This is a genomic window from Pseudomonas fluorescens, assembly GCF_001307275.1.
Lineage (GTDB): Bacteria > Pseudomonadota > Gammaproteobacteria > Pseudomonadales > Pseudomonadaceae > Aquipseudomonas > Aquipseudomonas fluorescens_AA.
Genome location: NZ_CP012831.1, coordinates 4,244,253 through 4,268,869 on the forward strand (window position 1 = coordinate 4,244,253; position 24,617 = coordinate 4,268,869).

Annotated in this window: 22 protein-coding genes; 14 read left to right on the forward strand and 8 right to left on the reverse strand. The window is 61.5% G+C overall.

From position 1 onward, the window contains the following. The first annotated feature begins 211 nt into the window (after window positions 1-211). Window positions 212-1,453 (forward strand): glutamine synthetase family protein, encoded by a 1,242-nt coding sequence (locus tag AO356_RS18900; protein WP_162491258.1) that lies wholly within the window; start codon window positions 212-214, stop codon window positions 1,451-1,453. A gap of 70 nt (window positions 1,454-1,523) precedes the next feature. Then, window positions 1,524-2,885, forward strand: a complete 1,362-nt coding sequence (locus AO356_RS18905) for an MFS transporter (protein ID WP_060741031.1) — start codon at window positions 1,524-1,526, stop codon at window positions 2,883-2,885. Between the two features lie 62 nt (window positions 2,886-2,947). Here AO356_RS18905 and AO356_RS18910 read toward each other — a convergent pair whose 3' ends face one another. The 4 genes from AO356_RS18910 to flgA form a co-directional block, all read right to left on the reverse strand. Beyond that, window positions 2,948-3,694 (reverse strand): flagellar brake protein, encoded by a 747-nt coding sequence (locus AO356_RS18910; protein WP_060741032.1) that lies wholly within the window; start codon window positions 3,692-3,694, stop codon window positions 2,948-2,950. A gap of 92 nt (window positions 3,695-3,786) precedes the next feature. Further along, window positions 3,787-4,254, reverse strand: coding sequence for a flagella synthesis protein FlgN (locus AO356_RS18915; RefSeq protein ID WP_060741033.1), 468 nt, complete (start codon window positions 4,252-4,254; stop codon window positions 3,787-3,789). 47 nt (window positions 4,255-4,301) lie between these two features. Further along, window positions 4,302-4,619, reverse strand: coding sequence for a flagellar biosynthesis anti-sigma factor FlgM (gene flgM, locus AO356_RS18920; RefSeq protein WP_060741034.1), 318 nt, complete (start codon window positions 4,617-4,619; stop codon window positions 4,302-4,304). 175 nt (window positions 4,620-4,794) lie between these two features. Continuing rightward, window positions 4,795-5,559 carry a flagellar basal body P-ring formation chaperone FlgA gene (gene flgA, locus AO356_RS18925; RefSeq protein WP_060741035.1) on the reverse strand — a complete coding sequence of 255 codons (765 nt, stop codon included), beginning with the start codon at window positions 5,557-5,559 and terminating at the stop codon, window positions 4,795-4,797. Between the two features lie 78 nt (window positions 5,560-5,637). Here flgA and AO356_RS18930 point away from each other — a divergent pair, with 78 nt between their 5' ends. The 6 genes from AO356_RS18930 (at window position 5,638) to flgE (ending at window position 10,715) form a co-directional block, all read left to right on the forward strand. Then, entirely contained in the window at window positions 5,638-6,564 is a 927-nt protein-coding gene (locus AO356_RS18930; protein ID WP_060741036.1) for a chemotaxis protein CheV, read from the forward strand. A 58-nt stretch (window positions 6,565-6,622) separates the two neighbouring features. Further along, a complete protein-coding gene (cheR, locus tag AO356_RS18935; RefSeq protein ID WP_003204735.1) occupies window positions 6,623-7,450 on the forward strand; it encodes a protein-glutamate O-methyltransferase CheR in 828 nt (275 codons plus the stop codon). A gap of 345 nt (window positions 7,451-7,795) precedes the next feature. Next, a complete protein-coding gene (flgB, locus tag AO356_RS18940; RefSeq protein ID WP_060741037.1) occupies window positions 7,796-8,203 on the forward strand; it encodes a flagellar basal body rod protein FlgB in 408 nt (135 codons plus the stop codon). Window positions 8,204-8,206: 3 nt separating this feature from the next. After that, the gene (gene flgC / locus AO356_RS18945; RefSeq protein ID WP_060741038.1) at window positions 8,207-8,650 is read left to right on the forward strand and encodes a flagellar basal body rod protein FlgC; all 444 of its coding nucleotides are present in this window, start codon (window positions 8,207-8,209) and stop codon (window positions 8,648-8,650) included. Window positions 8,651-8,665: 15 nt separating this feature from the next. Then, a complete protein-coding gene (gene flgD, locus AO356_RS18950) occupies window positions 8,666-9,388 on the forward strand; it encodes a flagellar hook assembly protein FlgD (RefSeq protein WP_060741039.1) in 723 nt (240 codons plus the stop codon). A gap of 28 nt (window positions 9,389-9,416) precedes the next feature. Continuing rightward, window positions 9,417-10,715, forward strand: coding sequence for a flagellar hook protein FlgE (flgE, locus tag AO356_RS18955; RefSeq protein WP_060741040.1), 1,299 nt, complete (start codon window positions 9,417-9,419; stop codon window positions 10,713-10,715). Between the two features lie 271 nt (window positions 10,716-10,986). On the opposite strand, the gene AO356_RS18960 is transcribed toward flgE, so the two are convergent. Continuing rightward, on the reverse strand, window positions 10,987-13,878 hold the full coding sequence (locus tag AO356_RS18960; RefSeq protein ID WP_060741041.1) for a ribonucleoside-diphosphate reductase subunit alpha: 2,892 nt from the start codon (window positions 13,876-13,878) through the stop codon (window positions 10,987-10,989). A gap of 863 nt (window positions 13,879-14,741) precedes the next feature. Between AO356_RS18960 and AO356_RS18965 the strand changes: the two genes are divergently transcribed. Both AO356_RS18965 and AO356_RS18970 read left to right on the forward strand, forming a co-directional pair. After that, window positions 14,742-15,464: a response regulator transcription factor gene (locus AO356_RS18965; RefSeq protein WP_060741042.1), complete on the forward strand. Its 723-nt coding sequence runs from the start codon at window positions 14,742-14,744 to the stop codon at window positions 15,462-15,464. Further along, on the forward strand, window positions 15,461-17,071 hold the full coding sequence (locus AO356_RS18970; protein ID WP_060741043.1) for an ATP-binding protein: 1,611 nt from the start codon (window positions 15,461-15,463) through the stop codon (window positions 17,069-17,071). The genes AO356_RS18965 and AO356_RS18970 overlap by 4 nt, the downstream gene beginning before the upstream one ends. A gap of 112 nt (window positions 17,072-17,183) precedes the next feature. Here the strand turns inward: AO356_RS18970 and AO356_RS18975 are convergent, their stop codons facing one another. Continuing rightward, window positions 17,184-17,909, reverse strand: coding sequence for a 4'-phosphopantetheinyl transferase family protein (locus tag AO356_RS18975; protein WP_203225755.1), 726 nt, complete (start codon window positions 17,907-17,909; stop codon window positions 17,184-17,186). A 179-nt stretch (window positions 17,910-18,088) separates the two neighbouring features. Further along, complete coding sequence (locus tag AO356_RS18980; RefSeq protein WP_060741045.1) at window positions 18,089-18,880, reverse strand: dienelactone hydrolase family protein; 792 nt, start codon at window positions 18,878-18,880, stop codon at window positions 18,089-18,091. A 144-nt stretch (window positions 18,881-19,024) separates the two neighbouring features. Between AO356_RS18980 and AO356_RS18985 the strand changes: the two genes are divergently transcribed. The 3 genes from AO356_RS18985 to AO356_RS18995 all read left to right on the forward strand — a co-directional run bounded on the left by AO356_RS18985 (window position 19,025) and on the right by AO356_RS18995 (window position 21,750). Beyond that, a complete protein-coding gene (locus tag AO356_RS18985) occupies window positions 19,025-19,624 on the forward strand; it encodes a hypothetical protein (RefSeq protein ID WP_060741046.1) in 600 nt (199 codons plus the stop codon). A gap of 105 nt (window positions 19,625-19,729) precedes the next feature. Beyond that, window positions 19,730-20,407 carry a response regulator gene (locus tag AO356_RS18990; protein ID WP_013694070.1) on the forward strand — a complete coding sequence of 226 codons (678 nt, stop codon included), beginning with the start codon at window positions 19,730-19,732 and terminating at the stop codon, window positions 20,405-20,407. Then, complete coding sequence (locus tag AO356_RS18995; RefSeq protein ID WP_060741047.1) at window positions 20,404-21,750, forward strand: ATP-binding protein; 1,347 nt, start codon at window positions 20,404-20,406, stop codon at window positions 21,748-21,750. Before AO356_RS18990 ends, AO356_RS18995 begins: the two co-directional genes overlap by 4 nt. Before the next feature lie 143 nt (window positions 21,751-21,893). Here AO356_RS18995 and AO356_RS19000 read toward each other — a convergent pair whose 3' ends face one another. Next, complete coding sequence (locus tag AO356_RS19000) at window positions 21,894-22,892, reverse strand: AraC family transcriptional regulator (protein WP_060741048.1); 999 nt, start codon at window positions 22,890-22,892, stop codon at window positions 21,894-21,896. Between the two features lie 332 nt (window positions 22,893-23,224). Here AO356_RS19000 and AO356_RS19005 point away from each other — a divergent pair, with 332 nt between their 5' ends. After that, the gene (locus AO356_RS19005; protein WP_060741049.1) at window positions 23,225-24,577 is read left to right on the forward strand and encodes a dicarboxylate/amino acid:cation symporter; all 1,353 of its coding nucleotides are present in this window, start codon (window positions 23,225-23,227) and stop codon (window positions 24,575-24,577) included. The last annotated feature ends 40 nt before the right edge of the window (window positions 24,578-24,617 follow it).

The following is a 24,617-nucleotide window of genomic DNA, read 5'->3' on the forward strand; positions in this document are numbered from 1 at the left end:
TCGTATTGCATAAGATTTTAATTGCCTCCGGGCGCTTGATATTCCGAACAGCCGGAGCCTATTTTGTACGGGTTGCCGTTCGCGGCTCGCACATAACAAGGATTGCGTCATGACGACCGATGGCCAGCGTTCACTCGCGCAGCGACTGACGGGCATTGATGAGATTGAATGTGTCACGCCGGATTTGAATGGCGTGCCGCGGGGCAAGGTGATGACCGCCGAAGGTTTCCTCGAAGGGCGGCGGTTGCAGTTGGCGCGGGGCGTGCTGCTGCAATGCATCATGGGCGGTTATCCACCGTCGCGTTTTTATGGCAGTGATGATGGCGACCTGGCGCTGGTGGCCGACCCGAAACAGATCCACCGCCTGCCCTGGAGCCAACAGCCGCGGGCCCTGGCGATCTGCGACGCCGACGAACTGACCGGTGAAAGCTCCCGGCTCTCGACGCGCGGCCAGCTCAAGGCCGTTGTCGCGCGCTATGCCGCCCTTGGCCTGGCGCCGGTGGTGGCGACCGAGCTGGAATTCTTCGTGTTCGCCCCCAACCCGGACCCGACCCAGCCGTTCCAGCCGCCACTGGGCCTGGATGGACGTCGCGAAGACGGCCACTCGGCGTTCAGCGTCAGTTCCAACAATGGCCTGCGCCCGTTCTTCAGCGAAGTCTATGCCTGCATGGCGGCGCTGGGCTTGCCGCGCGACACCTTCATGCATGAAATGGGCGTGAGCCAGTTCGAGATCAATCTGCTGCACGGCGACCCGCTGCTGCTGGCCGACCAGACTTTCCTGTTCAAGCACCTGCTCAAGGAAGTGGCCCTCAAGCACGGCCTGACCGTGGTCTGCATGGCCAAGCCCCTCGCCCACACGCCGGGCAGTTCGATGCATATCCACCAGAGCGTCGTCGAGGCGGACAGCGGCCGCAACGTCTTCAGCGACGAAGCGGGCGAGCCGACGGCCGCGTTCCGGCATTTCATCGGGGGACAACAGGCTTGCCTGGCGGACTTCACCGCGTTGTTCGCGCCGAACGTGAATTCCTACCAGCGGCTGTGCCATCCGTTCGCCTCACCGAACAATGCCTGTTGGTCCCATGACAACCGTTCGGCCGGGCTGCGGATTCCCGCCAGTGCGCCAGTGGCCCGACGGGTCGAGAACCGCTTGCCCGGGGCCGATGCCAACCCCTACCTGGCGATTGCCGCCAGCCTGGCCGCCGGGCTGTACGGGATCGAACAGCGCCTGGAGCCGAGCGCGGCGATCCAGGGCGAATTCGAAGTGCCGGATAATCTGTCGCTGCCATGTACCTTGCATGCCGCCCTGGAGCGTCTGAAGCGTAGTCATCTGGCGAAGGAACTGTTCGGCACGGAGTTCATCGAAGGCTACATCGCTTCCAAGACCCTGGAGCTGACCAGCTTCTTCGATGAAATCACGCCCTGGGAGCGACGTGTCCTGGCGGCCCAGGCATAAAGAACCGCTGCATTCGGGCTATCTTCAACGGATAGCCCTTACTCACCTCAAGGAGCCGCTCGGAACGCCGATGCGCCAAATCTGGAAACCTTTTCGAGCGCTTTATTTCGCCTCGCTGATGATGTTGATCGGCTCGGGCCTCTTGAGTACTTACCTGGCCTTGCGCCTGGCCGCCGACCATGTGGACAGCCTCTGGGTCGGTGCGCTGATGGCCGCCAACTACTTCGGCCTGGTGCTGGGCGGCAAGATCGGCCACCGGCTGATCGCCCGCGTCGGGCACATCCGCGCCTATTCGGCCTGCGCCGGGATCGTCGGGGCAGCGGTGCTGGGCCATGGCCTGGTGGACTGGCTGCCGGCGTGGATCGTGCTGCGGATGATTGTTGGCCTGGGCATGATGTGCCAGTACATGGTCATCGAGAGCTGGCTCAATGAGCAGGCCGATGCCAAGCAGCGTGGGGTGGTGTTCAGCGGCTACATGATCGCCTCGTACCTGGGGCTGGTGCTGGGGCAGTTGATCCTGGTCATGCACCCGGCCCTGGGCTTGGAGCTGCTGATGCTGGTGGCGCTGTGCTTCGCCCTGTGCCTGGTGCCGGTAACGCTGACCCGGCGAATTCACCCGGCGGCGCTGCATCCGGCGCCCATGGAGCCGCGTTTCTTCATCAAGCGTGTGCCGCAGTCGTTGAGCACGGTGTTGGGTTCGGGGCTGATCGTCGGCTCGTTCTATGGTTTGGCACCGCTGTACGCGTCCCAGCAGGGCTTGTCGACCGAGCAGGTCGGTCTGTTCATGGGGAGCTGCATCTTTGCCGGATTGTTGGTGCAGTGGCCGCTGGGCTGGCTGTCTGACCGTTACGACCGGGCGTTGCTGATCCGCTGCTTTGCGCTGGTCCTGACGATTTGTGCGCTGCCGTTGGCGATCCTTCCGGCGGTGCCGCTGGAGGTGCTGTTCGTCGCCGGGTTCTTCTGTTCGCTGGTGCAGTTCTGCCTGTATCCGCTGGCGGTGGCGTTTTCCAACGACCACGTCGAAGCGGATCGAAGGGTGTCCCTGACCGCGATGCTATTGGTGACCTATGGCGTTGGCGCCAGTATCGGGCCGCTGGTGGCGGGGGTGCTGATGAAGATGTTCGGTAGCCAGATGCTCTACGGCTTTTTCGCCTTCTTCGCCCTGGTGCTGGTGTGGCGGATCCGGCCGAAAGCGGTGACCAACCTGCATCAGGTCGATGACGCACCGCTGCATCACGTGGCGATGCCGGACAGCATGTCGAGTTCGCCTCTGGTGGCGTGCCTCGATCCACGGGTGGATGAACAAGTGGTGCAGGAGCAGATGCAGGCACCGGCCAGCCCGGAGATGGAGCCAGAGCCCGCCACTGAGACCGTGGCTGAAGCTGACGCCGAGGCGCCTGAGGCCCCTAGCTTTACCCAGGCCAGGCCTTGAAACGGGCATAAAAAAACGGGCAGTCGCCGCAAGGGACTGCCCGTTTTTTCATGACTCGACGATCAGAGGTCGTCTTTATCGAAGCGTCGGGCTTCACGCTGGAGCTGGTAGACGAACCGCTCGACCTGCCGTTGCACCAGGCCGCTGATGTTGTGGAAGCGTACGCCAGCGAAGGTGGTGTTGAATCTTTCTTCGAAATGCAGGTAACGCAGCTCGACCGGGGCGATCATGTTGCCAAACGGCAGGGCCGCGATGAAGCGCTCGTACACCTGGCCCAATTGCAGGCGTTCGGTGATGTCACCGTCGAAACGCAGCTTGCAACCGGTGGCGGAAATGTCCAGCAGCTTGCCGTCCACGGGGGACTTGAGCTTGTCGCCGCCCAGTTCAACGCTCACCAGTTGGGCCAGTTTCAGGGCGGCGCGGAAGGCGTTGCGACGCTGGTGGTAGACCACTTCGTCGGGCAGGGCGCCGCGATAGCAGCGACCGTCGCTGGATTCATCGATGGTCAATGGACCCTTGCCATCCCAGGCGATGCGTACGCCGTCATGGAAACCTTCGACGCGAAACGGCTCGCCGGCCAGCAGGAAACGCTCGCCGTCCCGGGGAATCATTTCATCCAGGGCGATGGAATTGGTCTCGCGATCGACATTGACCAGATAGCTCTGGAAGCGCTGGGTACGTTCATGGAAGGTAATGATCAGCGGGTCGTGGCTATCTTGCAGCATCCGCAGGTTGCCAGAAATTTCCAGGGGCGTGGTGAGGACCTTGGGGGGCTGCGGAGCGTCATCCGCGTTTGAGGCATTGAACACGGTGGGTCAATCTCCAGGCAAAATACGACTACGAATGGCCGGCATTTTGCCAGCATGTATCGCGCGTTGATAGAGCGAAGGCATTGTTCGTTTCATGCCTGGCTGAGCGGGCGGTGCTTGACCATTCTGGCCGTCGAACCGCTTGCGTCGTACAGCGTCGGGATCTCGCCACCGTTGAGAATGCGCAACTGGTTGGCGGTGGCGGCTTGCTGCATCAGGATCGACTGGCCGTTGCGGGCGTTGGTTGCCTGGCATTGGGCGAGCAGGTCGTTGAGCACTTTGCTCTGGGACCGCAGCTGATCGCCGATGGTCGACTGGGCAGCCAACTGCTCAAGGCCGTCATGACTGGCGGGCAGGTTGAGGCTGGCGAGGATCTCGCTGCGCTTGCGGCCATGCTGGTCGAGCAAGATGATCAGTGCCTGTTTCTGCGCCAGGATGGTTTCCAGCAAAGGCATGTCACGACCGTGCAGGGCCACGGATTCGGCCTGCAATAACTCCAGCAATTGTTGCGCTGGAACGAAGTCGTCGATGATCAGTTGCAACAAATGAGTGTCGTGCATGGCTGGCCTTGGGTCTTAGCGTCCAAAAGCCTGGCGCAGGCGGCGGCCTAGCGCTGGGCTTCGAAGTTGAGCAGTTTGCTGGCTACGCGGTTGCTGTCGACTTTGTAGCTGCCATCGGCGATGGCTGCTTTCAACTCGGCCACGCGGGCGTTGTCGACGACAGGTTGATCGCGCAGCTTGTCAGTGAGCTTCTGCAACTGCTGAGCCTCATTGCTGAGGTGTACCGACTCCCCGTTGCTGACCTGTTCGGCTGGCGTGGACACCGGTGCGGATTTGTCGGATTCGACGGTTTCCTTGGCGGCGCTGGTACGCGTAGTGCCTGTCAGCGGTGAAGAGCTGTTTAAACGATTGAAATCGATGACCATGGTAAAAAACCTCTGGTGGGTATTTGGACGCTTGCCATGTTTTCGGCCATCCCCAAAAAAACTTTAGGCTCATTTATTCAATGAACGTGCGCACGTCTGCGCTTGCCTTGGCGTAAGGCACAGTCTAGGGAACACCGGGATCAAGCGCCAGCTTTCTACCTCCTCTATCGGGTCATTACATCGCCACTTCCACTTGGCCTGGAGCCATCACTTGCGCCTTGATGACGCGCTGGGAATTGAGGTTTTTTACCCGTATCTGTTCACGCATGCCGCCGTTGGACAGGGCCTCGCCGGGCATCCGCACGGCCAGTGAGCCGCTGCGGGCGGTGATGACCACCTGGTCGCCCTTGCGGACCACTTCGGCCTGTTCCAGGTGCACCAGCGTCACGACCTGATCGGCGACCATTGGTCGGACAAGTTTCTGTCCGATGGCCTGATCGACAGAGGTCAGGAAGCCCTGGGTGATCTGGCTGATGTCCCGTTCGCGCAACATCACGTCCTGGGGCTCGACGATCCCGGCCCGCTTGAGTGGACGCGTGGTGGTGACGATTTCCCGGAACAGGCGCACTTGAGCGGGCACGAACACCGTCCAGGGCGCGGCGCTGTCGCAGCGAACCTTCACCGTGACACGGCCCAGGGGCCGGGCCGGGCTCTCCAGCGAAGCAGTCAATTCCTTGTCACACATGGGCATGCGCAGGCGCGGGTCGAGCTGGTTGACTTCGATTTCGTAACGACCTTCGGTTTGACTGGTTGCCAGGTAGTCTTCTACGGTGAATTCAAGAAAGCCCTGAGTGACGCCGATAAGGAGATCAGGCAAGGTAACCGGAGCCGCCGCAAGGGCAGGACCGCCCGAAATGAACAGGCAGGCAGCCAGCAGTGCACCGAGCCAGTGGCGGCAGTGAGTGTTCAGGCGTCGAGAAAATGTCGTTTGTGCGTTCATGCCGGTTCAATAGCAAGCCCCGTGCCGTTTAGTGATGAATGCGCGTCGGACACATTAGCGTTAGGTAGGAGTCAGGGCATGGCGGGAGTAATGGATTCGGTGAACCAGCGCACTCAGCTGGTCGGTCAGAATCGCCTGGAGCTGTTGTTGTTCCGTCTCGACGGCCAACAAATGTACGGGATCAACGTATTCAAGGTCCGCGAGGTGCTGCAATGCCCCAAGCTGACCCTGATGCCCAAGTCCAGCCCCGTCGTGTGCGGTGTGGCCAATATCCGGGGTGCGACCATCCCGATTCTCGACCTGGCGATGGCGACCGGTTCCGGTCGGCTGCTGGACCAGAGCAATCCGTTCGTGATCATTACCGAGTACAACACCAAGACCCAGGGTTTCCTGGTGCGCTCGGTGGAGCGCATCGTCAACATGAACTGGGAAGAGATCCATCCGCCGCCCAAGGGCACCGGCCGCGATCACTACCTGACGGCTGTGACCCGGGTCGACAACCAGTTGGTGGAAATCATCGACGTGGAGAAGATCCTCGCCGAAGTGGCGCCCACGCCGGAAGCGATTTCTGCGGGTGTGGTGGACGCCGAGACCCAGCACAAGGCGATTTCGCTGCGGGTGCTGACCGTCGATGATTCGTCGGTGGCACGTAAGCAGGTAACCCGTTGCCTGCAAACGGTCGGTGTGGAGGTGGTGGCGTTGAACGATGGGCGGCAGGCGCTGGATTACCTGCGTGCGCTGGTCGACGAGGGCAAGAAGCCCGAAGAGGAATTCCTGATGATGATCTCCGACATCGAGATGCCGGAGATGGACGGGTACACCCTGACCTCGGAAATCCGCAGCGATCCGCGCATGCAAAAGCTGCACATCATCTTGCATACTTCGTTGTCCGGGGTTTTCAACCAGGCGATGGTCAAGAAGGTCGGTGCCGACGATTTCCTGGCGAAATTCCGTCCCGATGACCTGGCGTCCCGGGTGGTCGATCGGATCAAGGCAGCAGAATAAAGTAAAGGTCGGGCGCGTTGTGCGCCCGGCAAGTCAACACGATGAAAGAGGCGGTATCTTGTCTACGGGTAATTTGGATTTCGAACAGTTCCGGGTCTTCCTGGAAAAAGCCTGTGGCATCTTGCTTGGTGAAAACAAGCAATACCTGGTGTCGAGCCGTCTCAATAAATTGATGGAGCAACAGGGCCTCAAGTCATTGGGCGAGCTTGTGCAGCGTATCCAGACCCAACCGCGCAGCGGCTTGCGCGAGATGGTGGTGGACGCCATGACCACCAACGAAACCCTGTGGTTTCGTGACACCTATCCGTTCGAAGTACTGAAGAACAAAGTGCTGCCGGCCGCCATCAAGGCCAGCCCGGGCCAGCGCTTGCGGATCTGGTCGGCGGCCTGTTCGTCGGGGCAGGAACCCTATTCGCTGTCGATGTCCATCGATGAGTTCGAACGCTCCAACCTGGGCCAGTTGAAAGGCGGCGTGCAGATCGTCGCCACCGACCTGTCCGGGACCATGCTCAATAACTGCAAGACTGGCGAGTACGACAGCCTGGCCATCGGCCGTGGTTTGTCGCCGGACCGGCTGCAACGCTACTTCGACCCGAAAGGGCCGGGCAAGTGGGTGGTCAAGGCACCGATCAAGAGCCGGGTGGAGTTTCGCTCGTTCAACCTGCTGGACAGCTACGCCAGCCTGGGCAAGTTCGACATCGTGTTTTGCCGCAACGTGCTGATCTACTTCTCCGCCGAAGTGAAGAAAGACATCCTGCTGCGTATCCATAGCACCCTCAAGCCGGGCGGCTACCTGTTCCTTGGCGCCTCCGAGGCGTTGAACGGGTTGCCGGATCATTACCAGATGGTCCAGTGCAGCCCGGGGATCATCTACCAGGCGAAGTGATTCGCGGGTGTTGTCAAAAAACGGGAGCCCCAAGGGGCTCCTTTTTTTGCCTACCAGCCGGGACCATCTCCTGTGGGAGCGAGCTTGCTCGCGATAGCGGCGGCCCATCCAAAATCCATGTCACTGACAGACCGCTATCGCGAGCAAGCTCGCTCCCACATTTTGACTCGCGTCGCCGGGTGAAAGCGGCAGAAAAGCGGCAGGTAAGCGGAAACCCGTTGCCGCTTTTCTGGCATTGCCGCTTTGCCGGTGCCCGCAAAGCCCCGGTTTATGGGGTTTTTGGAAATGGCACGGCGCTTGCTTTAGCCGTCGTACGTACATTCTGGTCACCCAAAGGTTTCCGACATGAGCATCAGCTTCGATAAAGCGCTCGGTATCCACGAACAGGCCCTGAGCTTCCGCGCCCAGCGTGCCGAAGTCCTGGCCAACAACATCGCCAACGCCGACACCCCGAACTACAAGGCGCGGGACCTGGACTTTTCCAAGGTGCTCGCCGAGCAGAACGACAAGGCCAAGAACGGCCACTTCGCCTTGAACATGACCAACAACCGTCATATCGAAGCCGAAGGCCTGGGCAATGGCGACGAGTCGCTGATGTATCGCACGCCGATGCAACCGTCGATCGACCAGAACACCGTGGACGCTCAACTGGAACAGTCCAACTACGCGGAAAACTCCGTGAACTTCCAGGCCAGCTTCACCCTGCTCAACAGTAAGTTCAAAGGGCTGATATCGGCCCTGCGCGGAGAGTAAGCCATGTCGATTGCTAGCGTATTCAACATTGCCGGCAGTGCCATGAGTGCCCAGACCACTCGCCTGAACACCGTCGCCAGTAACATCGCCAACGCCGAGACCGTTTCGTCGAGCATCGACCAGACCTATCGCGCCCGCCACCCGGTATTCGCCACCATGTTCCAGGGCGGCCAGTCCGGTGGCAGCGACTCGCTGTTCCAGGATCAGGAAGCGGCCGGGCAAGGCGTACAGGTGCTTGGCGTGGTCGAGGACCAGAGCAACCTCGAAGCACGTTATGAGCCAAACCATCCGGCCGCGGACGCCAAGGGTTATGTCTACTACCCGAACGTCAACGTCGTCGAAGAAATGGCCGACATGATTTCCGCCAGTCGTTCGTTCCAGACCAACGCCGAAATGATGAACACCGCCAAAGCCATGATGCAGAAGGTCCTGACCCTCGGTCAGTGATAAGGGGCGAGTCACATGAGCGTTACCAACACTACAAGCGGTTTGAGCCTCAACGAGATTCTGGCCAACTCCTCGGTCAAGACCAACACCACGACCGATGGCCTGGGCGCGGCGACCAGCGCTGCCACCGGCAAGAAGGAGCTGGGCAAGGATGCGTTCCTGCAACTGCTCGTTACCCAGCTGAAAAACCAGAACCCGCTGGAGCCACAGGACAACGGTGAGTTCGTTGCCCAGTTGGCGCAGTTCAGCAGCCTGGAAGGCATCACCACCCTCAACGAGACGGTGAGCGGCATCGCCGGCAACTACAACTCGTCCCAGGCCCTGCAGGCCTCGTCGCTGGTGGGCCGCTCGGTCATTGCCCCAGGTGACAAGGCTGTGGTCGATACCTCCAAGAGCCTCAACGGTACGGTGGTGGTGCCGGCATCGGTGTCCTCCGTCGCCGTCAAGATCGTGGACAAGGACGGCAAGACCGTTCGCACCATCGACCTGGGCAGCCAGAACGCCGGCAACTCGGCCTTCATCTGGGATGGCAAGAACGATGCGGGCACGGTCGTCGAATCGGGCACTTACACCTTCGCTGCGTCGACCACCATCGATGGCAAGGCCACGTCGCTGATCACCAACCTGCCGGCCACGGTCAGCAGCGTGACCATCAGCCAGACGGGCGGCGAGCTGATGCTCAACCTGGCCGGGCTGGGCAGCATTGCCCTGTCCAAAGTACAAACTATTGGTATGTAGAGCCGACTAACCGGCAAAAGGAGTCAACATGTCTTTTAACATCGGCCTTAGCGGTCTCTATGCAGCCAACAAACAGCTGGACGTGACCGGCAACAACATCGCCAACGTGGCGACCACCGGTTTCAAATCGTCTCGTGCGGAATTCGAAGACGTCTACTCGGCCACCAAGCTGGGTTCGGGCAGCAAGACCGTCGGCAACGGCGTGCGCCTGGCCAACGTTTCCCAGCAGTTCGGCCAGGGTGACGTCAACAACACCGGCAACGTGCTGGACATGGGCATCCAGGGCCAGGGCTTCTTTGTCCTGAGCAACGACGGCTCCCTGAGCTATACCCGTGCCGGTACGTTCAAGACCGACAAGGAAGGCTACGTCACCAACAGTGATGGTACGTCACGCCTGCAAGGCTACGGCGTGGACGCCAACGGCAAGATCCTCAACGGTATCCTGACTGACCTGCGCATTGACACCTCTAACCTGCCGCCACAAGCCACCAGCCTGGTTTCGTCGACGATCAACCTGAACTCGACAGCGACAGCGATCACCGCGGCGTTCAATCCGACCGACACGGCCACGTACACCAAGCAGTTCACTACCCCGATCTACGACACCCAGGGCAACCAGCATTCCATGGACCAGTACATGGTCAAGACTGCCGGCAACACCTGGAATGTCTACACCTTGATCGATGGCCGTAACCTGAACGGCAGCTTGCCGACCACGACCGGTGCGACTGCGCCGATCCCTTCGACCATGAACTTCGATTCGAACGGCAAGTTGACCACGGTCACCACTCCGCCAGCGACGGTCAATAGTGATCTGGTACTGACCGGTTGGGTTCCCGGCACCGTGACCAACGGCGTATGGGCCGCCAACGGCGCCGCGAGTGCACCAACCATCACGATTTCCATGGGCAATACCTCCCAATTCAACGCCGACACCGCACGGTCGATCCCGACCCAGAACGGTTACGCCACCGGCCAGATCACCAACCTGACCATCGATGGCAGCGGTGTGATGCTGGCCAACTTCAGCAACAACCAGACCAAGCCGATCGGCCAGATCGCGCTCGCCAGCTTCACCAACGAGCAAGGCCTGCAGCCAGTGGGCGGCACCAGTTGGAAAGAAACCTTCGCCTCGGGTATCCCGGGCTACGACGCTCCCACCACTGGCACCCTGGGTTCGATCGTCTCCAACTCCCTGGAAGAGTCCAACGTCAACCTGACCAACGAACTGGTCGAGCTGATCAAGGCCCAGAGCAACTACCAGGCGAACGCCAAGACCATCTCCACCCAGAGCACCATCATGCAGACCATCATTCAGATGGCTTGATATCGAGGGTTGCTTGAAGGCTGCACAAGGAGCCCCTCGCAAGAGGGGCTTTTTTGTGGGCGCAGGTTTTGTTGTGCCGGGTCCGGCCTCATCGCGAGCAAGCTCGCTCCCACAGTGGCCTGTAAGTGCGGCTCAAAGGTGGGAGTGAGCTTGCTCGCGATGGGGCCAGGCCAGGCGCCACTTTTCTCCACACAAAAGAAAACCCCCGATAAACCAGCGGTCTATCGGGGGCTTCTTTCAGCGGGCGCCTTTACGCGCCCACCCGCTCAGCTTATTGGCAAGCTTCGCAATCCGGCTCGTCGATCGCGCAGGCCTTTGGCACTGGCGCAGGTCCTGCTGGCGCTGCCAGGACCGAATCGTCACCGTGGTTGCCGCCGCTGGAAACAGCGTTCAGCTTGCCGGTGTTGATGGTCGACTTCTCGGTGCTGGTGGCGGCCAGGGCACGGAGGTAGTAAGTGGTTTTCAGGCCACGGTACCAGGCCATGCGGTAGGTCACGTCCAGCTTCTTGCCCGAGGCGCCGGCGATGTACAGGTTCAGCGACTGAGCCTGGTCGATCCACTTCTGGCGACGGCTGGCGGCGTCGACGATCCACTTGGTGTCCACTTCGAACGCGGTAGCGTAGAGCGCTTTGAGCTCTTGCGGGATGCGCTCGATCTGCTGCACCGAACCGTCGTAGTACTTCAGGTCGTTGATCATGACCGAGTCCCACAGGCCGCGAGCCTTGAGGTCGCGAACCAGGTACGGGTTGATCACGGTGAATTCGCCCGACAGGTTCGATTTCACATACAGGTTCTGGTAGGTCGGTTCGATCGACTGCGACACGCCGGTGATGTTGGCGATGGTGGCGGTCGGTGCGATGGCCATGATGTTGGAGTTACGGATGCCTTTCTGCACACGGGCGCGAACCGGTGCCCAGTCCAGGGATTCGTTCAGGTCGACGTCGATGTACTTCTGGCCGCGCTGGGCGATCAGGATCTGTTGCGAGTCCAGCGGCAGGATGCCCTGGGACCACAGCGAACCCTGGAACGTCTCGTAGGCGCCACGCTCGTCGGCCAGGTCGCAGGAAGCCTGGATCGCGTAGTAGCTGACCGCTTCCATGGACTTGTCGGCGAACTCGACCGCGGCATCGGAACCGTACGGGATGTGCTGCAGGTACAGCGCGTCCTGGAAGCCCATGATGCCCAGGCCGACCGGACGGTGCTTGAAGTTGGAGTTCTTCGCTTGCGGCACCGAGTAGTAGTTGATGTCGATCACGTTGTCGAGCATGCGCACGGCGGTGTTCACGGTGCGTTGCAGCTTGGCGGTGTCCAGCTTGCCGTCGACGATGTGGTTCGGCAGGTTGATCGAGCCCAGGTTGCAGACCGCGATCTCGTCCTTGTTGGTGTTCAGGGTGATCTCGGTGCACAGGTTCGAGCTGTGGACCACGCCCACGTGCTGCTGCGGGCTGCGCAGGTTGCACGGGTCCTTGAAGGTCAGCCATGGGTGACCGGTTTCGAACAGCATCGAAAGCATCTTGCGCCACAGGTCTTTGGCCTGGACGACTTTGAACAGCTTGATCTTGTTGTACTCGGTCAGGGCTTCGTAGTACTCGTAGCGCTCTTCGAAGGCCTTGCCGGTCAGGTCGTGCAGGTCCGGCACTTCGGATGGCGAGAACAGGGTCCACTTGCCGTCATCGAAGACACGCTTCATGAACAGGTCGGGGATCCAGTTGGCGGTGTTCATGTCGTGGGTACGACGACGGTCATCACCGGTGTTCTTGCGCAGCTCGATGAACTCTTCGATGTCCATGTGCCAGGTTTCCAGGTAGGCACAGACCGCGCCCTTGCGCTTGCCGCCCTGGTTGACCGCAACGGCGGTGTCGTTGACCACTTTGAGGAACGGCACGACGCCCTGGGATTTGCCGTTGGTGCCCTTGATGTACGAGCCCAATGCGCGAACCGGGGTCCAGTCGTTGCCCAGGCCACCGGCGAATTTCGACAGCATGGCGTTGTCGTGGATGGCGCCGTAGATACCCGACAGGTCGTCCGGAACGGTGGTCAGGTAGCAGCTCGACAGCTGTGGACGCAGGGTGCCGGCGTTGAACAGGGTCGGGGTCGACGCCATGTAGTCGAAGGACGACAACAGGTTGTAGAACTCGATCGCACGGTCTTCGCGCTGCTTCTCTTCGATTGCCAGGCCCATGGCCACGCGCATGAAGAAGATCTGCGGCAGTTCGAAACGGATACCGTCCTTGTGGATGAAGTAACGGTCGTACAGGGTTTGCAGGCCCAGGTAGGTGAACTGCTGGTCACGCTCGTGGTTGATCGCCTTGCCGAGTTTTTCCAGGTCGAATTCGGCCAGGACCGGGTTCAGCAATTCGAACTCGATACCCTTGGCGACATAAGCGGGCAGCGCCTTGGCGTACAGGTCGACCATTTCGTGGTGGGTCGCGCTCTCGGCGACTTCCAGGAAGCTCAGGCCTTCGGCACGCAGGGTGTCCATCAGCAGGCGGGCGGTCACGAAGGAGTAGTTCGGCTCGCGTTCCACCAGGGTCCGTGCGGTCATCACCAGCGCGGTGTTGACGTCCTTGAGGGCGACGCCGTCATAGAGGTTCTTCAGGGTTTCGCGCTGGATCAGGTCGCCATCGACTTCTTCCAGGCCTTCGCAGGCCTCGGTGACGATGGTGTTCAGGCGGCCCATGTCCAGCGGCGCCAGGCTGCCGTCGGCGCGTGCGATGCGGATCGAAGGGTGGGCCTGGACCGGTGCGTCGGCCGGGGAGCGGGTAGCACGTTCCTTGGCGCGGGAGTCACGGTAGATCACGTAGTCGCGGGCCACTTTCTGCTCGCCGGCACGCATCAGGGCCAGTTCGACCTGGTCCTGGATTTCTTCGATGTGGATGGTGCCGCCCGAAGGCATGCGACGCTTGAAGGTCGCGGTGACCTGTTCGGTCAGGCGGGCCACGGTGTCGTGGATTCGCGACGAAGCGGCAGCGGTGCCGCCTTCAACTGCGAGAAACGCTTTGGTGATGGCGACGGTGATCTTGTCATCGGTGTAAGGAACGACAGTGCCGTTACGCTTGATCACACGCAGTTGGCCCGGCGCGGTGGCGGACAGATCCGGGCTCGAATCGGCGGCCAGCGGCGCGGTGCCCTGCGGGTTCTCGCGAGTTGTGTCGGTGTGCATGGGTGTCTCCACGTTCTCTATGTTTGTTTGGGCACCATCACGGTGCCCACCGTTCCGTCCTGAAGCACTACAACCGACTGGCGCCGGGCATAACAACTTCGGGACAGTAGGAAGCAGGCGTTTAATGCCGCTTCCATCCGAAGTTCTCAGGTTGCGAGCGAGGCTCGAAACCGGGTTGTCGGGGTGGCAGCAATTGACTGCAACACCCGTACCGTTTCGGTCGTTTTCGACCTTGAAACAGCTGCCATCCGCAGGGGCGGTCTGGGCTTGGGGAAATGCGATGTTTCAGTTGGACAGAAGCAAGAAAAGCGCTTGAATTCTCTGCCCGACTTGTGTTTGGTTTTTGGCCTGAAACCCTACATGTAGGGTTTTTTACGCGGCGGGCTACAAGATAATGCGTTTTTGGGGGGTATGCAACGTACTACCTGTGGATAAGCCTGTGCGTAATTTGTGTGCGAAACGTGGAACTGCTCTGTAGGCCGCGACCTAGCTGGAGTGGACCTTTTTTCACCGGTTTCGACGATCCGAAAACAGCCTGAAGATTTTTGCGGGCGCGGACGTTACCACATAAAACCTGCTTCGACCGAACGCATTTGTCCGCTTGTTTTCTGTGCAGGCGGCGTTTATACAATCGGCCTGTGCGTGGGTGTGTTTATCCTCCTTTAACATGACAAAAAGACGGGGGAGGCGCAGGACCCAACCTGTGGGAGCGAGCTTGCTCGCGATAGGGTCGGAGCAGCAGCATGGAGGCTGACAGACACACCGCCTTCGCGAGCAAGCTCGCTCCCACAGGGTTCGTGCCTTGTCAGTGAGATTGGCGACACGCCTCTCCTTATTTAGCTAATCAGCCAAAAGGTCCCCCAGTGGAACAAGAAGCCTGGCAGGTATTGATCGTCGAGGATGACCAGCGTCTGGCCGAGCTGACCCGGGAATACCTCGAAAGCAACGGGTTGCGTGTCGCCATCGAAGGCGACGGTGCGGTGGCGGCGGCGCGGATCATTGCCGAGCAGCCGGACTTGGTGGTCCTCGACCTGATGCTGCCCGGCGAAGACGGCCTGAGCATCTGCCGCAAGGTGCGCGAGCACTATGACGGGCCGATCCTGATGCTCACCGCCCGCACCGACGACACCGATCAGATCCAGGGCCTGGACCTGGGCGCCGATGATTACGTCTGCAAGCCGGTTCGCCCGCGTCTGCTATTGGCGCGGATCCAGGCCCTGCTGCGACGCAGCGAGCCGGAGCCGAGCGTGGCGCAGAAGCAGCGGCGCCTGCAATTCGGCCCGCTGGTGGTCGACGACGCCCTGCGCGAAGCCTGGTTGCAGGGCAACGGTATCGAGCTGACCAGCGCCGAATTCGACCTGCTGTGGCTGCTGGTATCCAATGCCGGGCGCATCTTGTCCCGGGAAGAAATCTTCACCGCCCTGCGCGGCATCGGCTATGACGGCCAGGACCGCTCCATCGATGTGCGTATTTCGCGCATCCGGCCCAAGATCGGCGACGACCCGGACCATCCCCGGCTGATCAAGACCATCCGCAGCAAAGGCTACCTGTTCGTTCCCGAAGCTTGCGCAGACTTGGCACCGTGAATTCGATCTTCCTGCGTATTTATGGCGGCATGTGCGCGGCGCTGGTGCTGGTGGCGGTCCTCGGCGTACTGGCCCTGCACCTGCTCAACCAGACTCGCGGCGAGCAATACCGCGAGCGCCTGGCCCACGGTACGTTTTCGTTGATGGCCGACAACCTGCGGCCAATGGACGACACCGAGCGCCGTCGGGCATTGGCCGTGTGGGAGCGTCTGCTGGGCATTCCCCTGGCCTTGCAGACGTTCTCCCAGACCGACCTGGACCTCGGCCAGCGCACTCGCGTGTTGCGCGGCCAGGCGTTGGTCGAGCAGACCGGGCCCCATGCGGCAAAAGTCTATCGGCTGGTCAATGACACCGAGCAATTGATGTTGGTCGGGGAAGTCCAGCAGATCAGCGAGCAACTGGCCCGCGCGACCATTTACCTGTTGGCCGACGAACTGGTGCGTTACCCCGTGGCCGAGCAACCCAAGCGGCTGGCGCAACTGGAGCAGGAAAAAGGGTTTGGTTTCGACCTGCGACTGATGACCGCCGAGCAGGCCGACATGGACGAAGACCAGCGCCGTCGCGTGTCCGAGGGCGATACGGTGATGGCGCTGGGCAAGGGTGGCGATTCGATCCGGGTCTTCGCCGGCATGGTTGGCACACCGTGGGTCCTGGAGATCGGCCCGCTGTACCAGATGAACCCTTACCCGCCGCAATGGCTGGTGCTGATCGCGGCGCTGGGGTTGAGCCTGATCGGGTTGATCGTCTATCTGTTGGTGCGTCAGCTGGAGCGGCGCTTGCGTGGCTTGGAGTCGGCCGCCACCCAGATCGCCCAGGGCAGCCTGGAAACCCGGGTGCCGGCCCGAGGCGCCGACTCGGTCGGGCGATTGGCGGCGGCGTTCAATGGCATGGCCGAGCACTTGCAGCAACTGTTGGCGATCCAGCGCGAGCTGGTGCGGGCGGTGTCCCACGAATTGCGCACCCCGGTGGCGCGCCTGCGGTTTGGCCTGGAAATGCTCGGCAGCGCCACCACACCCCAGGCCCGGGATAAATACCTGGCGGGCATGGACCACGACATCGAAGACCTGGATCGGCTGGTGGACGAAATGCTCACCTACGCGAGGCTGGAGCAGGGTTCGCCGGCGTTGAATTTTCAGCGGGTGGATCTGGATGCGCTGGTTAATCAGGTGATCGATGAGCTGGGGCCGTTGCGGGCCGGGATCACGGTCGAGCGCGGTCTATGCCTGTCGGCCGCCGATTGCGACGGCGCCTGGGTCGAGGCCGAGCCACGCTTTCTGCATCGGGCCTTGCAGAATCTGGTGGGCAATGCCATGCGCCACGCCCATTCCAAAGTCACCGTCAGCTACCAGGTGGGCCAGTTGCGCTGTCGGGTGGACGTGGAAGATGACGGGCCTGGCGTGCCGGAAGCGGCGTGGGAGCGGATTTTCAAACCCTTCCTGCGCCTGGACGACAGCCGCGCCCGCGCTTCAGGCGGTCATGGGCTGGGGCTGTCGATCGTGCGGCGGATCATCCATTGGCATGACGGTCGGGCGTTGATCGGCAAGAGCAAAAGCCTGGGTGGGGCGTGCTTCAGCTTGAGTTGGCCCAGGCATCAGGACAGGTCTTGAGAGATGGTGCTTGTGCCGACCTCATCGCGAGCAAGCTCGCTCCCACAGGGCATGCGTCCAACCTGTGGGAGCGAGCTTGCTCGCGATGAGGCCCTCCCAGACACCAAAAACCTCAGGCCCTGATCCCCACCAGGCTCAACAACTGCCCATCCCTCACCCCAAACTGCGCCTGCAGTTCACTGCCATGGCGCCATTCGGTCGACAGGTCCGTCAGCAAGCGCAGCCGCACCTGTCCGTCGTGTGTCCAGTCCAGCACCTCGGCATGCTCGAAATAAAAACGCTGCCTGACGATGGGATACAGCGCCTTGAACAAGCTTTCCTTCACGGAAAAGGTCAGGGTCACCAGCAAGGCCTGGTCATCGCGCGTGAGCCGGGTCATGCGCTGCAACTCTGGCGAGGTGAGGATTTCACCGGCCAGGCGCTCGGCGCGCTCGGGGTCGAGCAGGTTTTCCACGTCCATGCCCAAGCCTTGCCAGTGGTCTTTTTTCGCGACGATGGCCGCTGCCCGGCCCGTGCTGTGGGTGATCGAGCCGCTGATATGAGCTGGCCACACCGGGGCGCGGTCTTCGCCGATGGCCGGCACGCAGGCCAGGCCATCGAGCTGCTGCAACGCCGCCCGGGCGCAGATTCGCCCGGCCAGGAATTCTGCCTGACGCTTGGCCACCGAGCGCTGGATGCTCGCCGGTGGTTCGATGGCGCTGTCGGGAAAGTCGGTGCCAGCCAACAGCAACGGGTCGAAGCAGGTGCTCAGCAGCACCGTACCGGGCAGGGCGTCGGGCAATAGCCAGTGTTCATCCAGAGGCGAGCAACAGGCGGGCAGGGTGGGGAGTGTCTTCATGCCCGGCATTTTGCCGGGTTGGCGGGAGGCTGGGTAGTGGGACGCGCTTGATGGATGGACGGGAGAGGTCTTTGGTGGCGAGGGAGCTTGCTCCCGCTCGATTGCGCAGCAATCGCAAAAAAGCCGAGGCCGCTGCGCAGCCCAGCGGGAGCAAGCTCCCTCGCCACAAAGGTTATGCGTCAGTCAAAGATTTTCTTGAAGAACTTCTGCATGTCCGCCCACGACTTCTCGTCGGCTTCCTTGTTGTAGCCAATGTCCGGCCCGCCATGTTCGCCGTGGCTCAAGCGGTCGGCGTCAGGGTTGCTGAAGCCGTGCTTGGCGCCTTCGAGGCTGACGAATTTATAGTCGGCGCCGGCCTTATCCATTTCGCTCTTGAACGCGGTGACGTTGTCCTGGGTGACCATGCTGTCCAGCGCGCCGTGCTCCACCAGTACCTTGGCCTTGACGCTGCCCGGCGTGGCCGGGGTGTTGGTCACCAGCGCACCGTGGAAGCTCACCACGCCGGCCAGCGGTACACCCTGGCGCGCCGCATCCAGCACCACCTTGCCGCCGAAGCAGTAGCCGATGGCGGCGAGTTTGTCCGGATCGGTCTGGGGCTGTTTCTTCAGCAGGTCGAGACCGGCCTGGAAGCGGGCGCTGGCGGCTTTGCCGTCCTTGAGTGCCGCCTGCATGAAGGCCAGGGCGTCCTTGGGGTGCTCGGTGTTCTTGCCATCGCCGTACATGTCGATGGCCAGGGCGCTGTAGCCCAGGCCCGCGAGGTCACGGGCGCGGCGCTTGGCGTAATCGTTCAGCCCCCACCATTCGTGCACCACCACCACACCCGGGCGCGGACCTTTGACGGCGTCGTCATAAGCGTAGTAACCGATCAGCTGGGTGCCATCGGCACTGGTGTAGGGGATCTCCTGGGTCTGGATGGCGGCGTGGCTCACGCCGCTCATGGCCAGAAGTACAACAGCAAGCAGCCTGCGCATGACGGATCTCCTTATGAAAGTGGTCCGCACAGATTAGCCGATTCATTCAGCGCAGGTTCAGAGAACGTTCAAGGGGTGTTCAGGGAGCGCTGGTTAACGTGACAGCGACTTCACACACCACCCATGCTTCAAAGGAGCTCGACCATGACTCAGATGAAAAAACTGTTGCTGGCTTTCACCGTGCTGGGCGCCAGCGCCTTGGCCCACGCCGATGACAACTTCGCCAGCCTGACCCTCGGCCAGACCAGCGACAAGGTCAAGAAATCCGACGCCCTGGATGCCAACCTGAACCATCCGAACGCCGACGGCATCATCGGCAAGGACACCACGTATGGCCTGCGCCTGGGCAAGCAGAACGACCAGGGCCGCTACTACGTCACCTACGACAACGTCTCGGGCACCCACAACGGCATCAAGCTGCGCCAGGAAAACCTGCTGGGCAGCTACGATGTGTTCCTTCCGGTCACCAGCAGCACCAAACTGTTCGGTGGCGGCACGGCGGGCCTGACCAAGCTGACCCAGGATTCGCCCGGCTTCAGCCGCGACAGCGACATCGGCTACGCGGTAGGCCTGCAGGGCGGCGTGCTGCAACAAATTTCGCAGAACACCTCGGTTGAACTGGGTTACCGTTACCTGCGCAGCAACGCCAGTACCGAGATGAGCCCGCACGGTGGTGACAAGGTCGGTTCGCTGGACCTGACCAGCAGTGCCCAGACCTACCTGTCCGCCAACTACACGTTCTAAGCGGGCCAGGGTGGGTGTATCCAGCCGGATCGGTCGAAGACGATCCGGCGCCTTTCGTTGAGGTGCGCCGCGCGCGATTGTTTGATTTGCCTGGGGAGAGGCTCCATGAAATTACTGGTCGTCGAAGACGAAGCGCTGTTGCGTCATCACCTGCAGACCCGTCTCACCGACAGCGGCCATGTGGTGCAGGCTGTGGCCAATGCCGAAGAGGCCTTGTACCAGGTCCGGGAATTCAACCACGACCTGGCGGTGATCGACCTCGGCCTGCCGGGTATCAGCGGGCTGGAGCTGATCCGCCGGCTGCGCTCACAGGACAAGACGTTTCCGATCCTGATCCTGACCGCCCGCGGCAACTGGCAGGACAAGGTCGAAGGCCTGGCCGCCGGTGCCGACGACTACGTGGTCAAGCCGTTTCAGTTCGAAGAGCTGGAGGCCCGGTTGAACGCCTTGTTGCGTCGCTCCAGCGGCTTCACCCAATCGACCATCGTCGCCGGGCCGTTGCTGCTGGACCTCAACCGCAAGCAGGCGTCCCTCGGCGAGGAGCCACTGGCGTTGACGGCCTACGAATACCGCATCCTCGAATACCTGATGCGCCATCACCAGCAGGTGGTGGCCAAGGACCGCTTGATGGAGCAGCTTTACCCCGATGATGACGAGCGCGATCCCAATGTCATCGAAGTGCTGGTAGGGCGCCTGCGCCGCAAACTGGAGGCCCCGGCCGGCTTCAAGCCCATCGACACCGTGCGCGGCCTGGGTTACCTGTTCAACGAGCGCTGCCAGTGATTCGTTCGCTTCGGCTGCGGCTGATGCTGGCCGCGATGACCCTGGCGGTGCTGTTCATGCTGGCCTTGTTGCCGGCCATGCAAGGCGCGTTCAGCCTGGCGTTGCAGGAATCCATCGAGCAACGCCTGGCCTCGGACGTGACCACGCTGATTTCCGCCGCCCGGGTGGAAAACAACCGCTTGAAGATGCCGACGCAGTTGCCCGATGAGCGCTTCAACCTCGCCGATGCCCGCCTGCTGGGCTACATCTATGATCGTGAGGGGCGGTTGGTCTGGCGGTCGAAGGCCACCCAGGAAGAAAACATCAATTACACGCCGCGCTATGACGGCCAGGGCAACCAGTTCGCCCGCATTCGCGAGAACGACGGCCAGGAGTTTTTTGTCTATGACGTCGAGATCAAGCTGCTTGGCGGCCAGAACGCGGCGTTCAGCATCGTTACCCTGCAACCGGTGCGCGACTACGAAGTGACCTTGCAGGGGCTGCGGGACAATCTCTACCTGGGCTTTGGCGCGGCCCTGGCGGTGTTGCTGGCGCTGTTGTGGATCGGCCTGACCTGGGGCCTGCGGGCGTTGCGGCGCCTGAGCCAGGAACTGGATGAAATCGAAAGCGGCGCCCGGGAAAGCCTCAGTACCGAGCATCCCCGGGAACTGTTGCGCCTGACCGGTTCCCTCAATCGCTTGCTCTACAGCGAACGGGAGCAGCGCAGCCGTTATCGCGACTCCCTCGATGACCTGGCCCACAGCCTGAAGACCCCGCTGGCGGTGTTGCAGGGCGTCAGCGAAGACATGGCCCGGCGCCCCGAGGACCGTGGCCAGGCCTGGGTGCTGCAAACCCAGATCGAGCGTATGAGCCAGCAGATCGGCTACCAATTGCAGCGCGCCAGCCTGCGCAAAAGCGGGTTGGTGCGCCATCAGGTGCGCTTGCGCCCGGTGCTGCAAAGCCTGTGCGACACCTTGGACAAGGTCTATCGCGACAAGCGGGTCAATGTGAGTTTCGATCTGCCGGAGCACTGCCAGGTGCCGATCGAACAGGGTGCGTTGCTGGAGATGCTCGGCAACCTGCTGGAGAACGCCTATCGACTGTGCCTGGGCGAGGTGCGTGTCAGCGTGCACCAGACCCTCGGCGGCACGGAGTTGAGCGTCGAGGACGATGGGCCGGGCGTGCCGCCGGATCAACGTGCGCGGATCCTCCAGCGGGGCGAACGGCTGGACCGTCAGCATCCGGGGCAGGGCATTGGCCTGGCGGTGGTCAAGGACATCATCGAAAGCTACGGCGCCCGGTTGAACCTGGGGGATTCGGAACTGGGCGGGGCGGCGTTCCGGATTCATTTTCCGGTGGTTTGACTGGGATGTTTTCGGTGTGTTTGCGGGCCTCATCGCGAGCAAGCTCGCTCCCACAGGGATTTGTGAGCGCCGAAAATCCAATGTGGGAGCGAGCTTGCTCGCGATGAGGCCCGTCAGCACACCACAAAAAACCAATCAGGAAATCAGTTCTCCAACTCCCTGTAGGCCCCCGGCGTCAGCCCCGTCCACTTCTTGAACGCCCGGTGAAACGCCGACGGTTCGGAGAAACCCAACTGCTCGGCAATCTGCTGCAACGACAAATCCGCACGCCCCAAGTGGTAGATGGCGATATCCCGCCGCAACTGATCCTTGAGCTCCTGGAAGCTGGTGCCTTCCTCCCGCAGATGCCGGCGCAAGGTCTGCGGGCTGATGTGCAAGTGGGCGGCGACGGTGTCCAGGTCGGGCCAGCGTGCCGTGTCGCGGCTGAGCAGGCGGCGCAGCTGGCTGCTCAGGCTGTGGCCATCGTCCGGGCGCGACAGCAGGTCGGCGGGGGAGTGTTCGAGGAAATGCTTGAGGGTGCGTTCGTCCTGCAACAGCGGCATGTCCAGGTAGCGGCTGTGGAACAGCAGGCTGCTGCCGGGCGCGTCGAATACCAGCGGGTAGGGGAACAATAAGTCGTATTCGGCCCCGTGGGCGGGCCTGGCATAGCCGAAAGTCACCTGCTCCAGGCCTATCCGCTGGCCGATCAGCCAACTGGCGAGGCGATGCCAGACCACCAGCAGGCTTTCAGTCAGGAAGTGATCGGGGTCCCACAACGTCGAGTCGTCCAGCACCAGCCGCACCCGTTCGCCTTCGGTTTCCAGCGTCAGGCGCGGGGCGTCGGGGAACAGACTGTAGAACAGCAAGCCGCGCTGAAGGGCCTTGCCCAGGGTCCGACAGTGGATCAACGCGTGACACATCATGGCAAACGTTCCGGGTTTACTCGGCGCCCGGCCGAATCCCAGGTATTCGTCCTCCATTGCCAGCCACAACGCTTGCAGCAGGCGGGCGAACTGTTCCGGCGCGATGCGCGCCCGCGGTTCATCCAGCAGTTCAGGGCTGATGTTCAATTGTTGCAGCAAGGGAAAATAGTCGAAGCCTTGCCGACGTGCGCCGCCCAGGGCAGCGCGGGCGAAGTGGCTGGCGATCGTGCGTTGGCGCATGGCAGAAATCCGTCCGTTAAGCGGGCGAATGGTAGCAGGGGCTTGAGGCTGGACAAGGCGGATATCCGCCAAATCCCGGAGCGCGGGATGGTCTGTAGGCGGAAATCCGCCACTTACACACTGCGTTTAGTCGCGTGTGGAAACCGCAAGCCCGTCTGCTATACCGGGTGTAGGGCATTTCGCAAAAATGGCACGCGCTTTGCGATGCGTTGGATAGGTCTGCCGCGTGCAGCCGAAAAAAACAAATCCCTCCAGTGCAGGAGGGTTCGCAATTGAGGTGCCGTGGACGACAGGTGGAAGTCGTCATGCGGGACTCTTGAGGAAGGTTTGCCATGACGACTCGTCAGCCACTGTACAAATCCCTGTATTTCCAGGTGATCGTAGCCATTGCCATCGGTATTTTGCTCGGCCACTTCTACCCGCAGACCGGTGTTGCCCTCAAGCCATTCGGCGACGGGTTCATCAAACTGATCAAAATGGTCATCGCCCCCATCATCTTCTGTACCGTCGTCAGTGGTATCGGCGGCATGCAGAACATGAAATCGGTGGGCAAGACCGGCGGCTACGCGCTGCTGTACTTCGAAATCGTCTCCACCATCGCCTTGCTGATCGGCCTGGTCGTGGTCAACGTCGTGCAACCGGGCGCCGGCATGCACATTGACGTATCGACCCTGGACACCAGCAAGATCGCCGGTTTCATCTCGGCCGGTAAAGACCAGAGCATCATTGCCTTCATCCTCAACGTGATCCCGAACACCATCGTCGGCGCGTTCGCCAACGGCGACATCCTGCAAGTGCTGATGTTCTCGGTGCTCTTCGGCTTCGCCCTGCATCGCCTGGGTGCCTACGGCAAGCCGGTGCTGGACTTCATCGATCGCTTCGCCCACGTGATGTTCATCATCATCAACATGATCATGAAGCTGGCTCCACTGGGTGCATTCGGTGCCATGGCCTTCACCATCGGTGCCTACGGTGTCGGTTCGCTGGTGCAACTGGGCCAGTTGATGATCTGCTTCTACATCACTTGCGTGGTGTTCGTGCTGGTGGTGCTGGGCGCCATCTGCCGCGCCCACGGCTTCAGCGTCATCAAGCTGATCCGCTACATCCGTGAAGAACTGCTGATTGTGCTGGGTACTTCCTCCTCGGAATCGGCCCTGCCACGCATGCTGATCAAGATGGAGCGCCTGGGTGCCAAGAAATCTGTCGTAGGCCTGGTGATCCCGACTGGCTACTCGTTCAACCTCGACGGTACTTCGATCTACCTGACCATGGCGGCGGTGTTCATTGCCCAGGCCACCGATACCCCGATGGACCTGACTCACCAGATCACCCTGCTGCTGGTGCTGTTGCTGTCGTCCAAAGGTGCTGCTGGCGTGACCGGTAGCGGCTTCATCGTACTGGCGGCCACCCTGTCGGCCGTAGGTCACCTGCCGGTGGCTGGCCTGGCGCTGATCCTGGGTATCGACCGCTTCATGTCCGAAGCCCGCGCCCTGACCAACCTGGTGGGCAACGCTGTCGCCACCATCGTGGTTGCCAAGTGGGTCAAGGAGCTGGACGAAGACCAGCTGCAGACCGAGCTGGCTTCCGGTGGTCGCGGTATCTCCGACGTTCGTGAAGATGACGAGCAGATCGCGGCGGCGCAGATTGCTGCGGCTGAGACCTCTGCTCCAGGCACTGTGAAGTAATCTTCAGGCTGCAATGAAAAACCCGCTTCGGCGGGTTTTT

Excerpts from the sequence above, each read along its gene's own strand:
- flgD (WP_060741039.1), top strand. The coding sequence starts at position 8,666 with ATGAGCGTTACCAACACTACAAGCGGTTTGAGCCTCAACGAGATTCTG.
- flgB (WP_060741037.1), top strand. The coding sequence starts at position 7,796 with ATGAGCATCAGCTTCGATAAAGCGCTCGGTATCCACGAACAGGCCCTG.
- AO356_RS18930 (WP_060741036.1), top strand. The coding sequence starts at position 5,638 with ATGGCGGGAGTAATGGATTCGGTGAACCAGCGCACTCAGCTGGTCGGT.
- AO356_RS18980 (WP_060741045.1), bottom strand. The coding sequence starts at position 18,880 with ATGCGCAGGCTGCTTGCTGTTGTACTTCTGGCCATGAGCGGCGTGAGC.
- AO356_RS18960 (WP_060741041.1), bottom strand. The coding sequence starts at position 13,878 with ATGCACACCGACACAACTCGCGAGAACCCGCAGGGCACCGCGCCGCTG.
- flgM (WP_060741034.1), bottom strand. The coding sequence starts at position 4,619 with ATGGTCATCGATTTCAATCGTTTAAACAGCTCTTCACCGCTGACAGGC.
- AO356_RS18975 (WP_203225755.1), bottom strand. The coding sequence starts at position 17,909 with ATGAAGACACTCCCCACCCTGCCCGCCTGTTGCTCGCCTCTGGATGAA.
- AO356_RS18990 (WP_013694070.1), top strand. The coding sequence starts at position 19,730 with ATGAAATTACTGGTCGTCGAAGACGAAGCGCTGTTGCGTCATCACCTG.
- AO356_RS19000 (WP_060741048.1), bottom strand. The coding sequence starts at position 22,892 with ATGCGCCAACGCACGATCGCCAGCCACTTCGCCCGCGCTGCCCTGGGC.
- AO356_RS18915 (WP_060741033.1), bottom strand. The coding sequence starts at position 4,254 with ATGCACGACACTCATTTGTTGCAACTGATCATCGACGACTTCGTTCCA.
- AO356_RS18900 (WP_162491258.1), top strand. The coding sequence starts at position 212 with ATGACCGCCGAAGGTTTCCTCGAAGGGCGGCGGTTGCAGTTGGCGCGG.
- AO356_RS18985 (WP_060741046.1), top strand. The coding sequence starts at position 19,025 with ATGACTCAGATGAAAAAACTGTTGCTGGCTTTCACCGTGCTGGGCGCC.
- flgC (WP_060741038.1), top strand. The coding sequence starts at position 8,207 with ATGTCGATTGCTAGCGTATTCAACATTGCCGGCAGTGCCATGAGTGCC.
- flgE (WP_060741040.1), top strand. The coding sequence starts at position 9,417 with ATGTCTTTTAACATCGGCCTTAGCGGTCTCTATGCAGCCAACAAACAG.
- flgA (WP_060741035.1), bottom strand. The coding sequence starts at position 5,559 with ATGAACGCACAAACGACATTTTCTCGACGCCTGAACACTCACTGCCGC.
- AO356_RS18905 (WP_060741031.1), top strand. The coding sequence starts at position 1,524 with ATGCGCCAAATCTGGAAACCTTTTCGAGCGCTTTATTTCGCCTCGCTG.
- AO356_RS19005 (WP_060741049.1), top strand. The coding sequence starts at position 23,225 with ATGACGACTCGTCAGCCACTGTACAAATCCCTGTATTTCCAGGTGATC.